This window comes from Streptomyces sp. ATCC 21386 (assembly GCF_018728545.1).
Lineage (GTDB): Bacteria > Actinomycetota > Actinomycetes > Streptomycetales > Streptomycetaceae > Streptomyces.
Map to the genome: position 1 here is coordinate 5,186,628 of NZ_JAAVVL010000001.1, position 19,026 is coordinate 5,205,653.

Sequence of the window (19,026 nt, forward strand, 5' to 3'; positions counted from 1 at the left end):
TCTTTCTACTTCGGGTTCCGCTCGGCCCACGCGACGAGTCCCCGTAGGGCCCGGAACCAGGTCTCGGCGAGATCCTGGACCGTGTCGCGCGGCAGCAGTCCTTCCAGATACGACCAGTGCGCGGCCAGCACCGGCCCGTCCGCCCGGTCCTCGGCCACCACGTTGATCTCCAGCGCGTGACCCTCCCGCATCGAGTCCTCCGACCCGATGTCCGCCGCGTCCTCCTCCGGCGCGTACGACCAGTCCGTCTCCTCCGGGATGCCGAACCGGCCCAGGTAGTTGAACTCGACGCGCGGCGGCTCGTAGGCCGCCAGCACCTCGCGGGTACGGGGGTTGAGGTGCCGCAGCATCCCGTAGCCCACCCCGTTCGCGGGCAGCGCCGCCAGATGCTCCCGCACCCGGCGCACGGCTTCGGCCGCCGCCGGGCCCCCGGCGAAGGCATCGGCGGGGTCGGCCGGTCCCGGATCCAACCGGACCGGGTAGACGCTGGTGAACCAGCCGACCGTACGGGACAGGTCGATCCCGTCGCCGCCCAACTCCTCCTCACGTCCGTGACCTTCGAGGTCGACGAGGACCGAGGTGTCCGTGCCGCCGTCCCGGCGTCGCCGGTCCGCGAAGGCGAGCGCGAGCCCGGCGAGCAGGACGTCGTTGACGGCGGCACCGAACGCGGCGGGCACCGCCGACAGCAGGGGGCCGGTGTGCTCGGCGGGCAGCCGGAGGACGACCTCGCGCCGGGTGGCGCTGGTGTCGCGGTCGGGGTCGCGGTCCCGGGACAGCGGCAGGGAGGCGGCGCCCTCGGCGAGAATCGCCTCCCACACGGGGAGTTCGGCCTCCCGCTCGGGACGCTGGGCCAGCTCTGTGAGCAGCCTCGACCAGCGGGCGAAGGAGGTCTCGACGGGCAGCAGCCCGACGGGCCGTCCGGCCGACACGTCCTGCCAGGCCGCCGCGAGGTCCGGAAGCAGCACCCGCCAGGACACACCGTCCACGACGAGGTGGTGGCCCATCAGCAGCAGCCGCCCCGGAGCGTCGCCGGCGTCGAACCACACCGCCCTGACCATGATCCCGGTATCGGGATCGAGCAACGACCGTGCCGCGACGGTGTGTTCGCGTACGGCCTCGCCGAGCGCGGTCGCGTCCAGACCGCGGACGTCGACCCGTTCGATCCAGTCGGCCGGGTCGACCGTGCCGACGCGCGGCACGTGCAGCGACCACTGCTCGGTGTCCTCGACGGAGGGCCGGACCAGGGTGGCCCGCAGCAGGTCGTGCCGGTCGGCGAGCGCCCGCAGCACGGCGGTCAGACCGGGCAGGTCCAGGGCCGCCGGAGTGCGGACCAGGGCCGCCTGGTGGTAGGAGGCGAAGGGGCCGCCGAGTTCGCGCAGCCAGTGCATGACCGGGGTGAGCGGCACCGTGCCGGTGCCGTCGTCCGCCGGGCGCGGCGCCGACATGTCGGCCGCCTCGGCGACCGTGCCCAGCGCGGCCGGGGTGCGGTGCCGGAAGACCAGCCTCGGGCTGATCCTCAGTCCCGCCGCGCGGGCCCGGCCCACGAGCTGCATGGCGACGATGCTGTCACCGCCGAGGGCGAAGAAGTCGTCGTCCGCACCGACCCGTTCGAGCCCCAGCACCTCCGCGAACACCGTGCACAGCATCTCCTCCACGGGCGTCGAGGGTGCCCGTCCCGAGGACAGCGCGGAGAAGTCCGGCGCGGGCAGGGCGGACCGGTCCAGCTTGCCGTTGGCCAGCTGCGGGAACCGCTCCAGCACGACCACGGCCGCCGGGACCATGTGGTCGGGGAGCCGTCCGGCGACATGGGCGCGCAGCGCCGCCGACTCGGGCTCCCGGCCCGGGGCCGCCACGACATGGGCCACGAGCAGCTTGCGCGACCCGTCCTGATGGACCGTCACCAATGCCTGGGCGACCTCCGGATGAGCGGTCAGCGCGGCCTCGATCTCGGCGGGCTCGATCCGGAAACCGCGGATCTTGACCTGGTCGTCGGCGCGGCCGAGATAGTCGATCCGTCCGTCACCCGTCCAGCGGGCCAGGTCGCCGGTGCGGTACAGCCGTGATCCGGCCGGACCGAACGGGTCGGCCACGAACCGCTCCGCCGTCAGACCCGGGCTGCCCAGATAACCCCGGGCGAGACCGCCGCCCGCCAGATACAGCTCACCGGGAACGCCGGGCGGCACCGGCCGCAGCCGGTCGTCGAGGACGTACGCCCGGGTGCCGGCCACCGGCCGCCCCACCAGCGGCCGTTCACTGTCGCGGACGCGTCCCACGAGGGCGTCCACGGTCGACTCGGTCGGCCCGTACAGGTTGAACGCCTCGGTTCCGGGCAGTTCGGACAGCCGCTTCCACAGGGCCACGGGGACCGCCTCGCCGCCCACGCCGACGACCGTGAGCGGGCAGTCGCCGCCCCGCAGCAGCCCGCTGTCGGCCATCTGCGCCAAGAACGACGGCGTGACCTCCAGGAAGTCGAAGCGGTGCCGGAGCACGGCCTCGGTCACCAGCTCCGGGTCGCGCCGGACCTCCTCCGACAGCACATGCACGCAGTGCCCGTCCAGCAGCCACAGCTGGGGCTGCCAGGACGCGTCGAAGAAGAACGACCAGGCGTGGCCGACCCGCAGATGGCGCCGCCCGGCCGCCTCGATCGCGGGCTCGTACAGCGTCCGGCGGTGGCTGTGGAACAGGTTGCCGAGCGTCTCGTGGGTGATCACGACACCCTTCGGGCGGCCGGTGGAGCCCGAGGTGTAGATGACGTACGCCGGGTGGCGGGGCGTCAGCGGCGCGCGGCGGTCGGCGTCGGTGAGGTCGGCCGGGTCCTGGGCCGCGAGCCGCTCCCGGGTGCCGGGATCGTCCAGCCGCAGCGCGGCGGTGCCGGGCGGCAGTCCGGCGCCGGATGCGCGGGTCGTCACGGTGAGGACCGGACCGGCGTCGGCGAGGACGTCGGCCGTACGCTCGGCCGGGGCGTCCGGGTCGAGCGGCAGGTACGCCGCTCCCGCCTTGTGCACCGCGAGGACGGCGGTGAGGAAGTGCGCGGTGCGCGGCAGCGCGAGCGCGACGAACCGCTCGGGTCCGGCGCCCGACTCGACGAGCAGCCGGGCCAACCGGTTGGCGTCCGCGTTGAGTTCGGCGAAGGTCAGCTCCACGCCGTCGGAGGCCGCGGCGGGCAGGTCGCCGTGCAGGTGCGCCCGCTCCTCGAAGAGCGCGGGCACCGTGGTGGGTTCGCCGACAACCGGCGTGCTGTGCCAGCCGCCGAGCAGCCGGGCCCGCTCGTCCGGGGCGAGGATGTCGATGCCGCCGAGCGGGGTGTCCGGATCGGCGGTCACGGCGCGCAGGACGCGCCGCAGCCGGTCCGCGAACGACTGGGCGGTGGCCGGGTCGAACAGATCGGCGCTGTACTCCAGGACACCGTCCACGCCGGTGCCGTCGCCTCGCTCGACGAAGTCGAAGGACAGGTCGAACTTGGCGGTCGTCTGCGCCACCTCGTCCCGGCGGGCCGCCAGACCGGCCAGGCCGGACAGCCCCGTCTCGTCGCCGGACGCGAGATACACGACCATCACCTGGAACAGCGGGTGACGGGCGAGGGAGCGGGCCGGGTTGAGCACCTCCACCAGCCGCTCGAAGGGCACGTCCTGGTGGTCGAAGGCCGCCAGGTCGGTCTCCCGGACGCGGCCGAGCAGCTCCCGGAACGTCGGGTCACCGGAGGTGTCGGTGCGCAGCACCAGCGTGTTGAGGAAGAACCCGACCAGGTCGTCCAGCCCCGTGTCGGTGCGCCCGGAGATCGGGCTGCCGATGGGGATGTCGTCACCCGCGCCGAGCCGGGACAGGAGCGTGGCCACGGCCGCCTGGAGCACCATGAACACACTGACCCCGTTCTCCCGGGCCAACCCGTCCAGCGCGGCGGCGAGCCCGGCGTCCAGCGACAGGTCGGCGGAGCCGCCCCGGTAGGTGGACTCCAGCGGACGCGGCCGGTCCACGGGCAGCGCCAGCTCCTCGGGCAGCCCGGCCAGCGCCTGCTTCCAGTATGCGACCTGCCGTGCCGCGAGGCTGCGCCCGTCCTTCTCGTCGCCGAGGACGTCCCGCTGCCACAGCGTGTAGTCGGCGTACTGGACCGGCAGCGGCTCCCACTCGGGCGCGCGTCCGGCCGTACGGGCGGCGTAGGCGAGTCCGAGGTCCCGGTGCAGCGGTCCCTCGGACCACTCGTCCCCGGCGATGTGGTGCAGGAGTAGCAGGACGGTCCACTCCTCCTCGCCGGTGCGGAACACATGGACCCGCAGCGGGAGTTCACGCTCCAGCGCGAAGCCGTACGCGCCGGCCTCCGCCAGCAGCTCGGGCAGCAGCTCGTCGTCCGTGTCGACGACCTCGAACGGCACCCGGACGTCCTCGGGCGCCAGGACCAGCTGGTGGGCCCGGCCCCCGTCGTCGGGGAAGACCGTGCGCAGCGTCTCGTGCCGGACGACCAGATCGTGCACGGCAGCCCGCAGCGCCTCGACGTCCAGCGCGCCCGTCAGCCGCCAGGCCGAGGGGATGTTGTACGTCGCGCTGGGGCCCTCCACCTGGTACAGCACCCACAGACGCTGCTGGGCGGAGGACAGCGGCAGCCGCTCGGGGCGCTCCCGGACCGTCAGCGCCGGGCGGGCGGCCCCCGCCGCGTCCGCCGTGTCGGCCAGCCGCCGCGCGAGCCGGGCCACCGTCGGCGCGTCGAACACCGTGCGCAGCGACACCTCGGACCCGAACGCGGCCCGGACGCCGGCGACCAGCCGCATGGCCAGCAGCGAATGACCGCCCAGCGCGAAGAAGTCGTCGTCGACGCCGACCCGGTCCACGCCCAGTACCTGGGTGAACAGACCACGCAGGATCTCCTCGCGCGGACTCCCCCCTCGGCCGCCGACGCCGCTGCCCACCGTGAAGTCCGGCGCCGGCAGCGCCCGCCGGTCCAGCTTGCCGTTGGACGTCAACGGCAGCGCGTCGAGGACGACGACCGCCGCGGGCACCATGTGCTCGGGCAGGGCGGCGGCGGTGTGGGCCCGCAGGACCGCCGGGTCGGCGGCTCCTCCTGTGGCGGGGACGACGTACGCGACGAGCCGCTCGTCGTGGGGGACGACGACCGCGTGGGCGACGGACCCGTGCCGCGCGAGCACGGCCTCGACCTCCCCGGGCTCGATGCGCACACCACGGATCTTGACCTGGTGGTCGGTCCGGCCGAGGAAGTCGAGGGTGCCGTCGGGCAGCCAACGGGCCAGGTCGCCCGTCCGGTACATCCGTGCGCCCGGCCCGCCGTACGGGTCCGCGACGAACCGCTCGGCCGTGAGCCCGGGACGGTCGAGGTAGCCCCGGGCGAGCTGGACGCCCGACAGATAGAGCTCACCCGCCACACCGGGCGGCACCGGCCGCAGCGCCGCGTCGAGGACGTAGGCCCGGGTGTTCCACACGGGACGCCCGATCACCACCCGGTCGGCACCCGGCGGCACCCGGCCGGCCGTGACGTCGACCGAGGCCTCCGTCGGCCCGTACAGGTTGTGCAGCTCCGCCGGAAGCACCTCGTGGAAGCGTGTCGCCACCGCCGGCGGCAGCGCCTCGCCACTGCACATCACCCGACGCAGACCCGTGCAGCGCGAGGCGGTCGGCTCCTCCAGGAACACCTGGAGCATCGACGGCACGAAGTGCGTGGTGGTCACGCCCTGCTCGCGGATCACCCGGGTCAGATACGCCGGGTCCCGGTGGCCGTCCGGCCGGGCGACCACCAGCGCGGCGCCGGTGACGAGCGGCCAGAAGAACTCCCACACCGACACGTCGAAGCCGGCCGGGGTCTTCTGCAGCACCCGGTCGTCGGGACCGAGCCCGTACGCGTCCTGCATCCACAGCAGCCGGTTGACGATGCCCTCGTGCGGTACGACCACCCCCTTGGGGCGGCCGGTCGAACCGGAGGTGTAGATCACATAGGCCGGGTTCGCCGGGTCGTACCCGGTGGGGAGTTCACCCTCGGGGCCCTGCGGCAGCGCGTCCTCGACGACGCACACCGGCCGGGCCTCCTCCAGCATGAGCGCCCGCCGTTCCCGTGGCTGGTCCGCCTCCAGGGGCAGATAGGCGCCACCGGCCCGGTGCACCGCCAGCAGGGCGACCACCAGGTCCACCGAACGCGGCAGCGCCACCGCCACCGTGCGCTCCGGACCCACGCCCATCCCGGCCAGCACCCGCGCGGTGCGCTCGACCCGCTCGTCCAACTCCGCGTACGTCAGGCGCTGTTCGTCGTGCACGAGTGCCAGGGCGTCGGGAGTCCGCGCCACCTGGGCGCGGAACAGCTCCGGCAGGGTGGTCGCGGGCACCTCGCGTCCGGTGTCGTTCCACCGGACCAGCACCGACTCCCGCTCGGCCTCCTCCAGCACCTCCAGCTCCCGGACGGGCGTGTCCGGCGCGTCGGCGACCTGCTCCAGCAGCCGCGCCAGCCGCCCGGCCGTACGCCGGGCCGTCTCGTCGTCGTAGAGGTCGAGCGCGTACTCCAGCAGCAGCGTGAGACGGCCTGGTCCCACCTCGTCGACGAAGGTGAAGTGTAGGTCGAACTTGGCCATGCCGGTGTCCATGTCGAACCACTCGGTCGGCATGTCCAGCACGTCCGGGTCGCCGTCGGGCCGGTAGTGGTAGCCGAGCATGACCTGGAAGAGCGGGTTGCGGCCGGTGACCCGGGGCGGGTTCACGGCCTCCACGACGTGGTCGAACGGCAGGTCCTGGTGCTCGAACGCCTGGAGTGCCGACTCCCGGACGCGACCCAGAAGCTGCGTGAACGTCAAGTCGGACGGACCGTCCTCGGTGGCCGACAGATCGGTGCGCAGCACCAGCGTGTTGACGAAGAAGCCGACCACGTCGTCGAGCGCGTCGTCCGTACGCCCCGCGATGGGAGCCCCGAGCGGAATGTCGTCCCCGGCACCCAGTCGGTGCAGCAGCGCCGCCGTGGCCGCCTGGAACAGCATGAACATACTGGTGTTCGTGGCGGCGGACAGCTCGCGCAGCGCCCGCCCCGTGGCGGGGGTCAGCTCCAGACGCACCTTGCCGCCCCGCCCGGTGGGCGCGTCCGGCCGGGGCCGGTCCAGCGGCAGCGCCAGCTCCTCGGGCAGCCCCCGCAACGCGTCTGTCCAGTGGGCGAGTTGAGCCGCACCGACCTGCCCGAGCAGCGCGTCCTGCCAGAGGGTGTAGTCGGCGTACTGCACCGGCAACGGTGCCCACCGCGGAGCGTGGCCCTCGACCCGCGCCCGGTACGCGGTGGTGAGATCGGCGAGGAACGGCCGGTCCGACCACTCGTCGGTGGCGATGTGGTGCAGGACCAACGCCACCACGTGCTCGGCGGGCCCGAGCCGCAACACCTCCGCGCGCACCGGCAGTTCGGTGCTCAGGTCGAAGGGCCGCCGCTGTGCCGCCTCGATCCGGCTCGCCAGGTCCTCCTCGACGGCCTCGACGACCTGGAAGGCGGGCTCGGCGGCGCCCGGCGCCACGATCCACTGATAGGGCTCGCCGTCCTCCTCCAGGAAGCGGGTGCGCAGAGCCTCATGACGGTCCGTCACATCACTGAGGGCCGCCCGCAGCGCGTCGAGGTCCAGCTCGCCGCGCAGCCGGAAGACCAGGGGGAAGTTGTAGGCCACCCCGCCGCCGGCGAGCCGCTCCACCAGCCACAGCCGCCGCTGCGCCGCCGACAGCGGGACACGCTCGGGCCGCTCGGCGACCGTCCGCAGAGCGGGCCGCGCGGGACGTCCGGTGCCCGCCCGCAGCGCCAGCGCCTCCGGGGTGGTCGCCTCGAACAGGTCACGGATGGCCAGCTCGGCGCCCAGTTCGGTGCGGGCGCGGCTGATCAGCCGGGTCGCGAGCAGCGAGTGGCCGCCCAGGTCGAAGAAGTTGTCCTCGGCGCCGGTACGGGGCAGCCCCAGCACCTCGGCGAAGAGCCGGCACAGCACCTCCTCGACGGGGGTGCGCGGGCCGCGCCCGGCCGACAGGGCGACTGCCGGCTCGGCGTCCGGCAGGGCGCGCACGTCCAGCTTGCCGTTGTCGTTCATCGGCAGGCCGGGCAGCACCACGAACGCGGCGGGCACCATGTAGCCGGGCAGCCGCTGTCCGAGGTCCTCGCGCAGCCGCCGGACGAGCGCGGTGTGGCCGCGTCCGGCCGCCGGCGTGTTGGCGTACGGAGCGGTGGCGTCGCGGTCGGCGCGCGGCCGGTACAGGCCGGCCGTGCGGGCGGTGTCGGTGCCGGGCACGAACACGGCCTCGTAGGCGCCGGGTTCGGCGGACCAGGTGGTGAGCAGCCGGTAGCCGCGCGCTGCCGCGGTCTCCCGCAGGTCCTCCGGTTCCACGCCGGTCGCGGCGACGGGTGACGGACGACCGGTGTCCAGGGCCCGCAGCCCGGCGAGGTCACCGGCGGTACGGGCGTCCGGGACGCCCCGCACCCGCAGCGGTCCGCCGCCGTCGAGCCGGTCGAGGAGCGCCTCCCGTCCGGTCCAGTCGACGGCCGGGACACCGTCCAGCGAGAGACCGGCGGGCCCCTCGTAGAGCACCACGTCGTACCGGTAGCGGGTCAGCTCGTTGTGGTGGCGGCCCGCCTTGGTGCGCAGGTCCACGCCGACACCGAGCGTGGTGAACCAGTCCGGGTCGACGAGGAGTTCCTTCTCCAGCGCCAGACCCCGCTCCACGGCCCGGCGCAGGGCCTCGGGCTCGGTGTCCGCGTCGGCGCGGGCGGCCTGGATGCCGGACTGGAACACCCGGGCCTGGCGCAGGTCGCGGACGTCACCGAGGAACAGGGCACCGCCGGGCGCGAGCAGGCCGAGGGCACCCCGGATCACCTGGTGGAGGTGGTCCAGGCTCGGGAAGTACTGGACGACGGAGTTGATGACGATCGTGTCGAAGAACCCGGTGGGCAGGCCGTCGGTCACCTCGGCCGCCTGGCAGCGGAGTTCGACCTTGCCCGCCAGCACCGGGTCGCCGGCCACACCTTCGGTGAGCTTGCGGATCACGGGCGCGGCGAAGTCGGTCGCCCAGTAGGCCTCCGCGTCCGGGGCGAGCTTCGACAGCAGCAGACCCGAGCCGACGCCGATCTCCAGGATGCGGCGCGGCCCCAGCTCGCGGATGCGTTCCACGGTGGCCTCGCGCCACTCCCGCATGTGTTCCACGGGGATCGGCGTGCCGTCGTAGGAGCTGTCCCAGCCCGCGAAGTCCTCGGTGAACAGGGCGGTGCCGATCTCGGTGTACTCGGCGGAGTAGATCTCCCGCCACTCACCGATCTGCTCCCGTTCGGCCGAGTCCCGGGCGTCCTCGTCGAGTTCGGCGGGCACGACGTAGCCCACGAGCCGCTTCGTACCCGGCGCCGAGGTGTCGTCGCGGGCGATCACGGCCGCCTGGGACACCTCGGGGTGCTGGGCGAGCGCGGTCTCGATCTCGCCCAGCTCGACCCGGTGGCCCCGGATCTTGACCTGGTCGTCGGTACGGCCGAGGAAGTCCAGGTTGCCGTCGGCGCGCCGGCGCACCAGGTCGCCGGTACGGTACATGCGCTCACCCGGCAGCCCGTACGGGTCCGCCACGAAACGCTCGGCGGTCAGTCCCGGCCGGTCGAGATAGCCGCGCGCCAGGCCGACACCCGCGATGTACAGCTCGCCCGCCACCCCGTCCGGCACCGGCCGCAGCCAGGTGTCGAGGATGCGCGCGCGGGTGGCGCGGATCGGCCGGCCCACGGTCGGGGTCGCGCTGTCCGCCGTGCCGCCGCCGAGGGTGTTGATGGTGTACTCGGTCGGGCCGTACAGGTTGTAGCCGTACGTGCCCTCGGTGTCCCGCAGGGTGTTCCACACCGTCTCGGTGACGGCCTCGCCGCCGAGCAGCACCAACGGCGGCCGGTGCCCCTCCAACAGGCCCTCCTCGATGAGGAGATGGGCGTAGGTGGGAGTCACGTTGACGACGTCGACCCGGTGTTCCTCGCAGTACGCCACCAGTGCGGTCGCGTCCCGCCGCAGCTCCTCGTCGCAGATGTGCACCTCATGCCCCTCGACGAGCCACAGCAGCTCCTCCCAGGACATGTCGAACGCGAACGACACCGTGTGGGCGATCCGCAGCCGCCGGCCGCCAGCCGACGCGATCGCCGGCGCGAAGATCTCCTTCTGGTGGTTGAGCTGCATGTTCGTCAGACCGATGTACGGCGTCACGACACCCTTGGGGCGGCCCGTGGATCCCGAGGTGTAGATGACGTACGCAGGGTGGTCCAGGCTGAACGACACCGGCACCGGGCCCGCCGGGAAGGCCGCCAGCTCGGCCGCCACCGCCGGGTCGTCGAGCAGCACGCGCGGCGTGTCGCCCGTCAGCGTCCGCGACACGGCCTCGGTGGACAGCAGGAGCAGCGGGCGGGCGTCGGCCAGCATCAGCGACAGCCGGTCGGCGGGGTGGTCCAGCTCCAGCGGCAGGTACGCCGACCCCGTGCGCAGCACCGCGAACAGCGCCACCACCATGTCGATCGAGCGCGGCAGCCCGAGCGCGATCACCTGCTCCGGTCCGGCGCCCCGCGCGAGCAGCAGCCGGGCCATCCGGTCGCAGCGCGCGTCGAGTTCGGCGTACGTCAGGGTCCGCGCGCCGAAGACCAGAGCGGTCGCGTCCGGGGTGCGGGCGGCCTGCGCGGCCAGCATGTCCGCGACCGTCTCGTGCGGCACGGGCTGCCGCTGCTCGGCCTCCTCGCGGGCCAGCGCGGCGGCCTCGGCCGGCAGCAGGGCGTCCAACGAGCCGACGGGGGCGGTCGGGTCCGCCACCAGCCGGCCGACCAGCAGCACGAAACGGTCCAACAGGCCCTGGGCGTACGTGTCTTCCAGCAGGTCGGGCCGGTAGGCCAGCGTCACCCGGACCTGTTCGCCGGGGGTCACCACCAGGTTCGCCGGATAGTGCGTGGCGTCGACATTGGCCACGGCCGTCGCGCCGTGCCGCGCGCGCAGCTCGGCGAGCCGCTCGTCCGTGTCGGCGTTGCGCAGCACGAACAGCGTGTCGAACAGCCGCCGGTGGCCGGTCTCGGCCTGGAGCACACCCAGGCCCAGGTACTCGTACGGCATGACCTCCAGCCGCTCGCCCTGGACCCGGCGCAGCAGGTCCAGGACCGGCTCGCGCGGGTCGAAGGCGATGCGCGCGGGCACGGTGTTGAGGAACATGCCGATGACGTTCTCGACGTCCGGCACCTCACTCGGCCGCCCGGCGACCGTCGTACCGAAGGCGATGTCGTCGCGGCCGGTCGCGCCCGTCAGGACCAGCCCCCAGGCGGCGTTGAGCACGGTGTTGAGGGTCAGACCGTGGGCGCGCGCGGTGTCGCGCAGCCGCCGCGCGACCGCCGTGTCCAGCACGGCGTCCAGCTGCCGCGGGATCACCGGCTCCCGGCCCCGGTCGGAGGCGGCCGGCACCAGCAGCGTGGGCTCCTCGAAGCCGGACAGGGCCGCCCGCCAGGCGCGGGTCGCCTCGGCGTCGTCCTGTCGCTCCAGCCAGGTCAGGTAGTCGCGGTACGAGCCGGGGCGGTCCAGGCCCGCCGGGTCGCCCCCGCTCTCGTACAGCGCGAACAGCTGGTCCAGGAAGAGCCAGGCCGACCAGCCGTCCCACAGGATCAGGTGACGGCCGACGATCAGCCGGTCGCCGCGCTCCTCGCCGAGCCGCACGAGCAGCATCCGGAAGAGCAGCGGGCGGGTGAGGTCGAACCGCTGCGCCCTCGACTCCTCCAGCAACTCGCTCATCCGGAGATCCTGTTCGGCCGCCGGGAGCCCCGCCAGATCCACTTCTCTCAGCGGGATGTCGGCGTCGCGCACGATGAACTGCACCGGCTGGCGCAGCCCCTCACTGGTGAACCCGGCACGCAGGCTGGGGTTGCGGCCCAGCAGCGTGCGCACGGCGGCCGACAGCCGCCCGGCGTCGACGGGTTCGGCGAAGTCGAACGACTCGTGGACGGTGTAGACGTCCAGGGCGCTGTCGTCGAAGTTCGAGTGGAAGAACAGGCCCTCCTGGAGCGGGGCGAGGGGCCACACGTCCTCGATCCGGCCCGGCGCGAGCCCTTCGACGCGCTCACGCTCCTCCTCGGTCAGCGCGAACGCGGACTCGGCGGGGCCGTCCCCGGCGGCCGAGTCGTCCACGGCCGCCGTCGCCGCGAGCGCCGCGGGCGTGCGGTGCTCGAACACCTCGCGCGGGCCGATCGCCAGACCCGCCCGGCGGGCCCGGCTGGAGACGGCGATCGAGCTGATGCTGTCGCCGCCGAGGTGGAAGAAGTCGTCGTCGACCCCGACCTCGGGGAGCTTCAGCACGGCCGCGAAGATCTCGACGAGCACCTGCTCCCGGGCGTTGCCCGGGGCCCGGGTGACGGTGCCGCGCGCGGCCCGCGGGGCGGGCAGCGCGGCCCGGTCCAGCTTGCCACTGGGGGTGAGCGGCAGCGCGTCCAGGACGACCCAGGCGCTCGGCACCATGGGGGAGGGGAGGGTGCCGCCCAGGGCCTCGCGCAGGTCGCCCACGTCGGTGGTGTCTGCGGCGGGCACGACGTACGCGACCAGGGTGTCGTCCCCTACCGTCACGGCTGCCTGCGCCACGACCGGCAGCCGCACGAGCGCGGCCTCGATCTCGCCGAGCTCGATCCGGTTGCCGCGCAGCTTGACCTGCCGGTCGGTGCGGCCCAGGTACTCGATCACGCCGTCCGCGCGCCGCCGGACCAGGTCACCGGTGCGGTACATCCGGCTGCCGGGCGGCCCGTAGGGGTCGGCGGTGAACCGCTCGGCGGTCAGCGCCGGCCTGGCGTGGTAGCCGCGGGCGAGCTGGACGCCCGTCAGGTACAGCTCGCCGGGGACATCGTCGGGAACGGGCTGCAGACAGGTGTCCAGGACCCGGAGCCCGGTGTTCCACACGGGCCGCCCGATGGGCACGGACGCGCCGGCCGGCTCCTCGTCGGGGGCATACGGGTGGTACGTGACGTCGACGGCCGCCTCGGTCGGGCCGTAGAGGTTGTGCAGCGGCACACCCGTCAGCGCGTGCCAGCGGCTCGCGGCGGTGACCGGCAGCGCCTCGCCGCTGCTCAGCACGCGGCGCAGCGACGCCGACCAGGTCGGGTCGCCGGTGACCTCGTCGTGCTGCAGGAAGGCCTCCAGCATCGACGGCACGAAGTGCATGGTCGTGATGGACCGCGCCCGTACGAGTTCGGCCAGGTAGGCGGGGTCGCGGTGGCCGTCCGGGCGGGCGAGCACCACGGTCGCGCCTTCGAGGAGCGGCCAGAAGAACTCCCAGACGGACACGTCGAAGCTGGACGGCGTCTTCTGCAGCACCCGGTCGTCGGGGCCGAGTCCGTACGCGCCCTGGGCCCACGCCAGCCGGTTCACGACGGCCCGGTGGGTGACGACGACGCCCTTGGGCAGACCGGTCGAGCCGGAGGTGTAGATCAGGTAGGCGGGGTCGTCGGGGCGCGCGGAGGCGAGGGCGGCCGTGGGGGCGGGGGAGTCCCCGGTCGGCGCGCTGTCGGCGGTGTCCAGCAGCAGGACGGAAGGAACGTTCCCCCCGGCGGACCGGCTCGCTCCGGGAAGCCGGGCGGCTGTCGCGGCGAGTGTGACCACCGTCGTGGCGCCCGAGTCGGCGAGCATGTGCGCCACCCGGTCGGCCGGGTAGTCGAGGTCCACCGGCAGATAGGCGGCGCCCGACTTCAGGACGCCGAGCAGGGCCACCACCAGCTCCGCCGAGCGCGGCACGGCGACCGCCACGAACGCCCCGGGCCCCGCGCCCCGGCCACGCAGCCGTACGGCCAACGCCTCGGCCCGCGCGTCCAGTTCGGCGTAGCTCAGCCGCTCGTCCTCGAAGACGACGGCCGTCGCGTCCGGTGTCCGGGCGACCTGCGCGGCGAAGACCTCCGCCAGGGTGGACTCCGGGGCGACGCGCTCTTCCCCGGCGGGGTGCGCCCGCAGAGCCTCGTCGGGGGAGAGCAGTTCGACGGAGGCGGCGGCCCGGTCCGGTGCCTCGGCGATGGCCTCCAGGACACGGACCAGCCGGTCGCCGAGGGCGCGGACGGTGTCACCGTCGAGGCGCTCGGCGTGGTGCTTCAGCCTCAGGTCGAGCCGTCGACCGGGCTTGACGACCAGGGCGAGCGGATAGTGCACCGCGTCGTGGAAGGCGTCCCCGGTGATGCGTACGGTGCCCGAGGCGTCCCCGAGGCCCGACTCGGCGGGGTAGTTCTCGAACACGACGAGGGTGTCGAAGAGTTCACCGGAGCCCGCGTGCCCGGTGAGCCGCTGGATCTCCGCGAGGCCCAGGTGCTGGTGGTCGAGCAGCCGGGCCTGCTCCTCCTGGAGGCGCGCGAGCAGGGTCCCGAGGGGCTCGCGGGGTGTCCAACGCAACCGTGTCGGAAGGGTGTTGATGAACAGGCCCACCATGGTGGCGATGCCGTCGACCTCGCCGTCGCGTCCGGAGACCGTGGTGCCGAACACCACGTCGTCCCGGCCGGTCAGCCGGCCCAGCAGCAGACCCCAGGCGCCCTGCACCACCGTGCCCAGGGTGACACCGTGCTCACGGGCCCGCTCGGCGAGCCGCGCGGTGGTCCGCTCGGACAGCTCCACCCGGACGTGCTCGGGCTGTACGGGTGCCCCGTCGGCCGGGGCGACGACCAGCCGCGTGGGCTCCTCCAGCCCGGCGAGCGCGTCGCGCCAGACCTCGCGCGCCGTCTCACGGTCCTGCCCGGCGAGACGGCGCAGGAAGCCGCGGTAGGGAGCGACCTCGGGCAGCGCGGGCGCGTCGGTGCCGTAGTACGCCATGAGTTCGCGGTGCAGTACCGGCAACGACCAGCCGTCCGCGATGATGTGATGGAATGTCAGCATCAGACGGCTGCGCTGCTCGCCGAGCCGGACCAGGGCGCAGCGCAGCAGCGGCGGCGCGGCCAGGTCGAAGCCCCGGGCCCGCTCGTCGGCGGCCACCGCGTCGCCCAGCGACTCGCGGACCTCGCCGTCCTGGGACGACAGGTCGACCTCCCGCCAGGGAAGTCCGGCGTCCCGCGTGATGATCTGCACCGGGGTGCCGTCCGGGCGCTGGCGGAACGCGGCCCGCAGCGGCGCGTGCCGGTCCAGCAGGCGCTGCGCGGCCCGGCGCAGCACGTCGGCGTCGACCGGTCCGGCGAGGTCCAGGACCTGTTGGACGACATAGGTGTCCCCGTCGGCCCCGCCGGTCAGGGCGTGGAAGAAGAAGCCCTGCTGGAGCGGGGTGAGCGGCAGCAGTTCGGCGACGGGCAGCGGATGTGCGCCCTGGATCTCGGCGAGTTCCGCCGGGCCGACCTCGATCAGGGGCTCGTCGGCGGTGTGGTCGGCGACCCGTTCGACGGCGGCCTCGGCCAGCGCCTCGACCGTGCGGTGCCGGAAGACGTCACGGGTGGTGAGCCTGAGCCCCGACTCCCGCGCTCGGATGAGGAGTTGGATGGCGCTGATGCTGTCACCGCCGAGCGCGAGGAAGTCGTCCTCGGCGGTCACCGCGTCGAGGCCGAGCACCTCGGCGTACAGCGAGCACAGGAGCCGCTCCCGAGGGGAGCGCGGGGAGCGTCCGGAGCTCATCGTGGCGTAGTCCGGCGCCGGCAGCGCTCTCGCGTCGATCTTGCCGCTGGGGGTGACGGGCAGGGCGTGCAGCGGGACGAACGCCGAGGGGACCATGTAGTCGGGCAGCCACTCGGCGGCGTGCCCGCGCAGCGTCCGCATCAGGGCGCCCACGTCACGGAAGGGCGCTGGCCGGTTGGCGTGCGGATGGACACCGGCCGTCCGGTACAGCGGGCCGAAGGGACCGTCGAGGACGAACACGGCGTCGAACGCGCCGTCGTCGGCGTTGCCGTTCCAGGTGAGCGCCACCCGGTAGCCGTGCTCGGCCGCCAGGGCGTGCAGGTCCTCGGGGTCGGTTCCGCCCGCCGCCTGCCTGCTGCTGCCCTCCAGCCGTCGCAGGTCCGCCAGGTCGTCCGCGAGGCGTGCGTTGGGCACACCCGTGACGCGGAGCCCGTCCGGTCGCCCGGCGAGCAGCCCCGCCAGTCCGCCGAGGCCGCCGACCTGCGACCAGTCCGCCTCCGGCAGCTCCCGGGCCGCCGTCGGAGTCCCCGGGCGCAGCACGACGTCGTACCGGTACCGGCTCAGCTCGTTGTGGTGGGCGGCCCGCTTGAGACGGATGTCCGCGTCGAAACCGTCGAGGGCGGCGAAGAAGTCCGGGTCGAGCAGGAGTTCGCCCTCCCAGCGCACCGACCGCTCGACGGCCGCCCGCAGCGCGCTCTTGTCGTCCTCGTCACCGCCGGTCGCCCGGCGGGTCTCCACGGCGGCACGCAGCGTGCGCAGCAGACGCAGGTTCCGGACGTCGCCGACGAAGATACGGCCGCCGGGGGCGAGCAGCCCCGACACCTGACGCAGGACGTCGGCGAGGTACTCCTCGCCGGGGAAGTACTGGGCGACGGAGTTGATGACGACGGTGCCGAAGTACCCCTCCGGCAGGCCGTCGGTGTCATGGGCGGGCGCGGTCCGCAGCTCGACCTTCGCGGCCAGCTCCGGATCGGTGTCGACCTGTGCGCGCAGGGCCGCGACGGCCTCCGCCGAGAGGTCGGTGCCCCAGTAGGCCTCGCAGTCGGGTGCGATCCGGGACAGGATCAGGCCGCTGCCGACGCCGATCTCCAGCACCCGCCGGGCCGGGCCGAGTTCACGGATCCGGTCGACGGTCGCGGCGCGCCATTCGCGCATCTCCTCGACGGGGATCGGCGTGCCGTCGTACATGCTGTTCCAGCCCGCGAAGTTCTCGCGGATGCCGGATCCCCCTGATTCCCCGGATCCCTCGAGTCCCTCAGTGTCCTCGGTGCCCGAGTCCTCGGAGCCGGCCGCGCCGTAGAGGAGTTCGTGCAGTTCCTTCCACTCCTCGACGCGCGCGTCGGGATCCGCGTCACGCGGTGCGTCGAGGGCCGGGACGACATAGGCGGCGAGACGGCGGTCGCCCGGGCGGTCCTCGCGGACGACGACCGTGACCTGGTCGACGGCCGGATGGCCGCGCAGCACCGACTCGATCTCGCCCGGCTCGATACGGAAGCCGCGGATCTTGACCTGGGCGTCGGCGCGCCCCAGGAACTCCAGCCGCCCGTCCGCCCGCCAGCGCACCAGGTCACCGGTGCGGTAGAGCCGCTCGCCGGGCTCTCCGAACGGGTCGGCGACGAACCGCTCGGCGGTCAGGTCCGGCCGGCCGAGATAGCCCCGCGCCAGGCCCGCGCCGCCCAGATACAGCTCGCCGGTGACTCCGGCGGGGACCGGCCGAAGGAACGCGTCCAGGACGTACGCCCGGGTCCCCGGGTCGGGCACACCGATCGGGACGATCGCCCCGGCCGGGATGTCCGGATCGCACAGCCCGAGCGTGGAGTTGGTGGTGGCCTCGGTCGGACCGTAGGCGTTGAACATCATGCGCCCGCGCGCGTACCGGCCCACCAGCTCGGGAGAGACCCGCTCGGTGCCCGCCAACAGCGTGGCAGTGGGCGGCAGTTCGATGTCGTCGGGCATGGCGGCGAGCAGCGCGGGCGGCAGGATCATGAAGGTGATGCCGTGCGCGTTCGCGTAGTCGGCGAGCGGCGCCCCGGGCACCCGTCGCTCCGCCGGGACGACGACCAGCCGGCCGCCGGACAGCAGTCCGAGGCACAGGTCCCAGAAGGCGACGTCGAAGCTGGGCGAGGCGAACTGCAGCACCCGGCTGTGCGGGCCGATGCCGAACCGCTCGCTCTGCGTGGCCACCAGCTTCGCGACACCGCCGTGAGCGAGGACGACACCCTTGGGGCGGCCGGTCGAGCCGGAGGTGTAGATCACATAGGCGGCGTTGAGGACCGTGAGGGGCGCCCCGCGGTCCGCCTCGGTCGGATCGTGGACAGGGCGACCCGCCAACTCGGCCGTCGTGGCGGGCGAGTCCAGCTCCAGGAGGGCCAACCCCCCCTCCGGGTCGGGGAGGTCGCGCGCGGTCTCGGCGGTGGTCACCATGCAGACGGGCCGTGCGTCGCCCAGCATGTACGCGATGCGGTCCGCCGGGTAGTCGTGGTCGATCGGCAGATAGGCGGCGCCCGACTTGAGGACGGCCACCTCGGCCACGATCAGTTCGGCGGACCGCGGCAGCGCCAGGGCGACGATCCGCTCGGGACCCGCGCCCCGCGCGATCAGCGCGTGCGCCAGGCGGTTGGCGCGTTCGTCCAGCTCGGCGTAGGTGAGTTCCTCGTCCTCGAAGACCAGCGCCACGGCCTCTTGGCGCCGGCGAACCTGCTCGGCGAACATGGCCGGCCAGGTGTCCGCGGGCACCGTGTGCGCGGTCGCGTTCCAGTCGAGGACGACCTGCCCGTACTCCTCCCGGGACATCAGGTCCAGCCGGGCCACGGGCATCGCGGGCCGGGCCACGGCGTCGGCGAGCAGGGTGCGGTAGTGGCCGAGCAGCCGCTCGATCGTGGTGCCGTCGAAGAGCGCGGGGGAGTACGACGCGCGCGCCGAGTCCCCGTCCACCTCCAGCAACACGTCGACCGGAGCCGGAAGTTCACCGGCCGGGCGGTCCGCCGTGCCGAACGCCGTGTTGCAGAACAGCCCGCCGCCCCGGGTCGGCCGGGGGCGCAGCTCCTCCACCAGCAGGCCGACGGGCACCCGGTGGGTCTCCGCGTCCTCCCACGCCTCGGTCATCCGCCGCACCAGTTCGGCGAACGTCGGCTCGTGCGCGACGGACACCCGCAGCGGGAGCCCGCCATGACCGACCGTCAGGTCCGTCGCACCGGTGTAGCGGTGCAACAGCGCCACGAACGCCGCGAGTCGGACGGTGTCGGGGGCGTCCGGGAGGTCCGTAACCGCCCGCGTGTCCCGTTCGGGCAGCGGATGTGGCGGATGCGGCCGGTCGGAGGGCAGCGCGATCTCGAGCGGGAGCGGTGTCAGCAACCGCCGCCAATGGGACAGAACTTCCTCGGAACCGCACACAGCCGCGAGCCTCCCCAGCGGGTCGGGGTCCCGGACCAGGGGCCGGGGTCGCCGACATACTAAGGTAAGGGTTACCTAATTCCCA

1 protein-coding gene is annotated in these 19,026 nt (G+C 73.8%); it reads right to left on the reverse strand.

Annotated elements, in window-relative coordinates; translation table 11 throughout:
• Positions 1-5 precede the first annotated feature (5 nt).
• Complete coding sequence (locus tag GWK25_RS22095) at positions 6-18,941, reverse strand: non-ribosomal peptide synthase/polyketide synthase (protein WP_215452284.1); 18,936 nt, start codon at positions 18,939-18,941, stop codon at positions 6-8.
• Positions 18,942-19,026 lie beyond the last annotated feature (85 nt).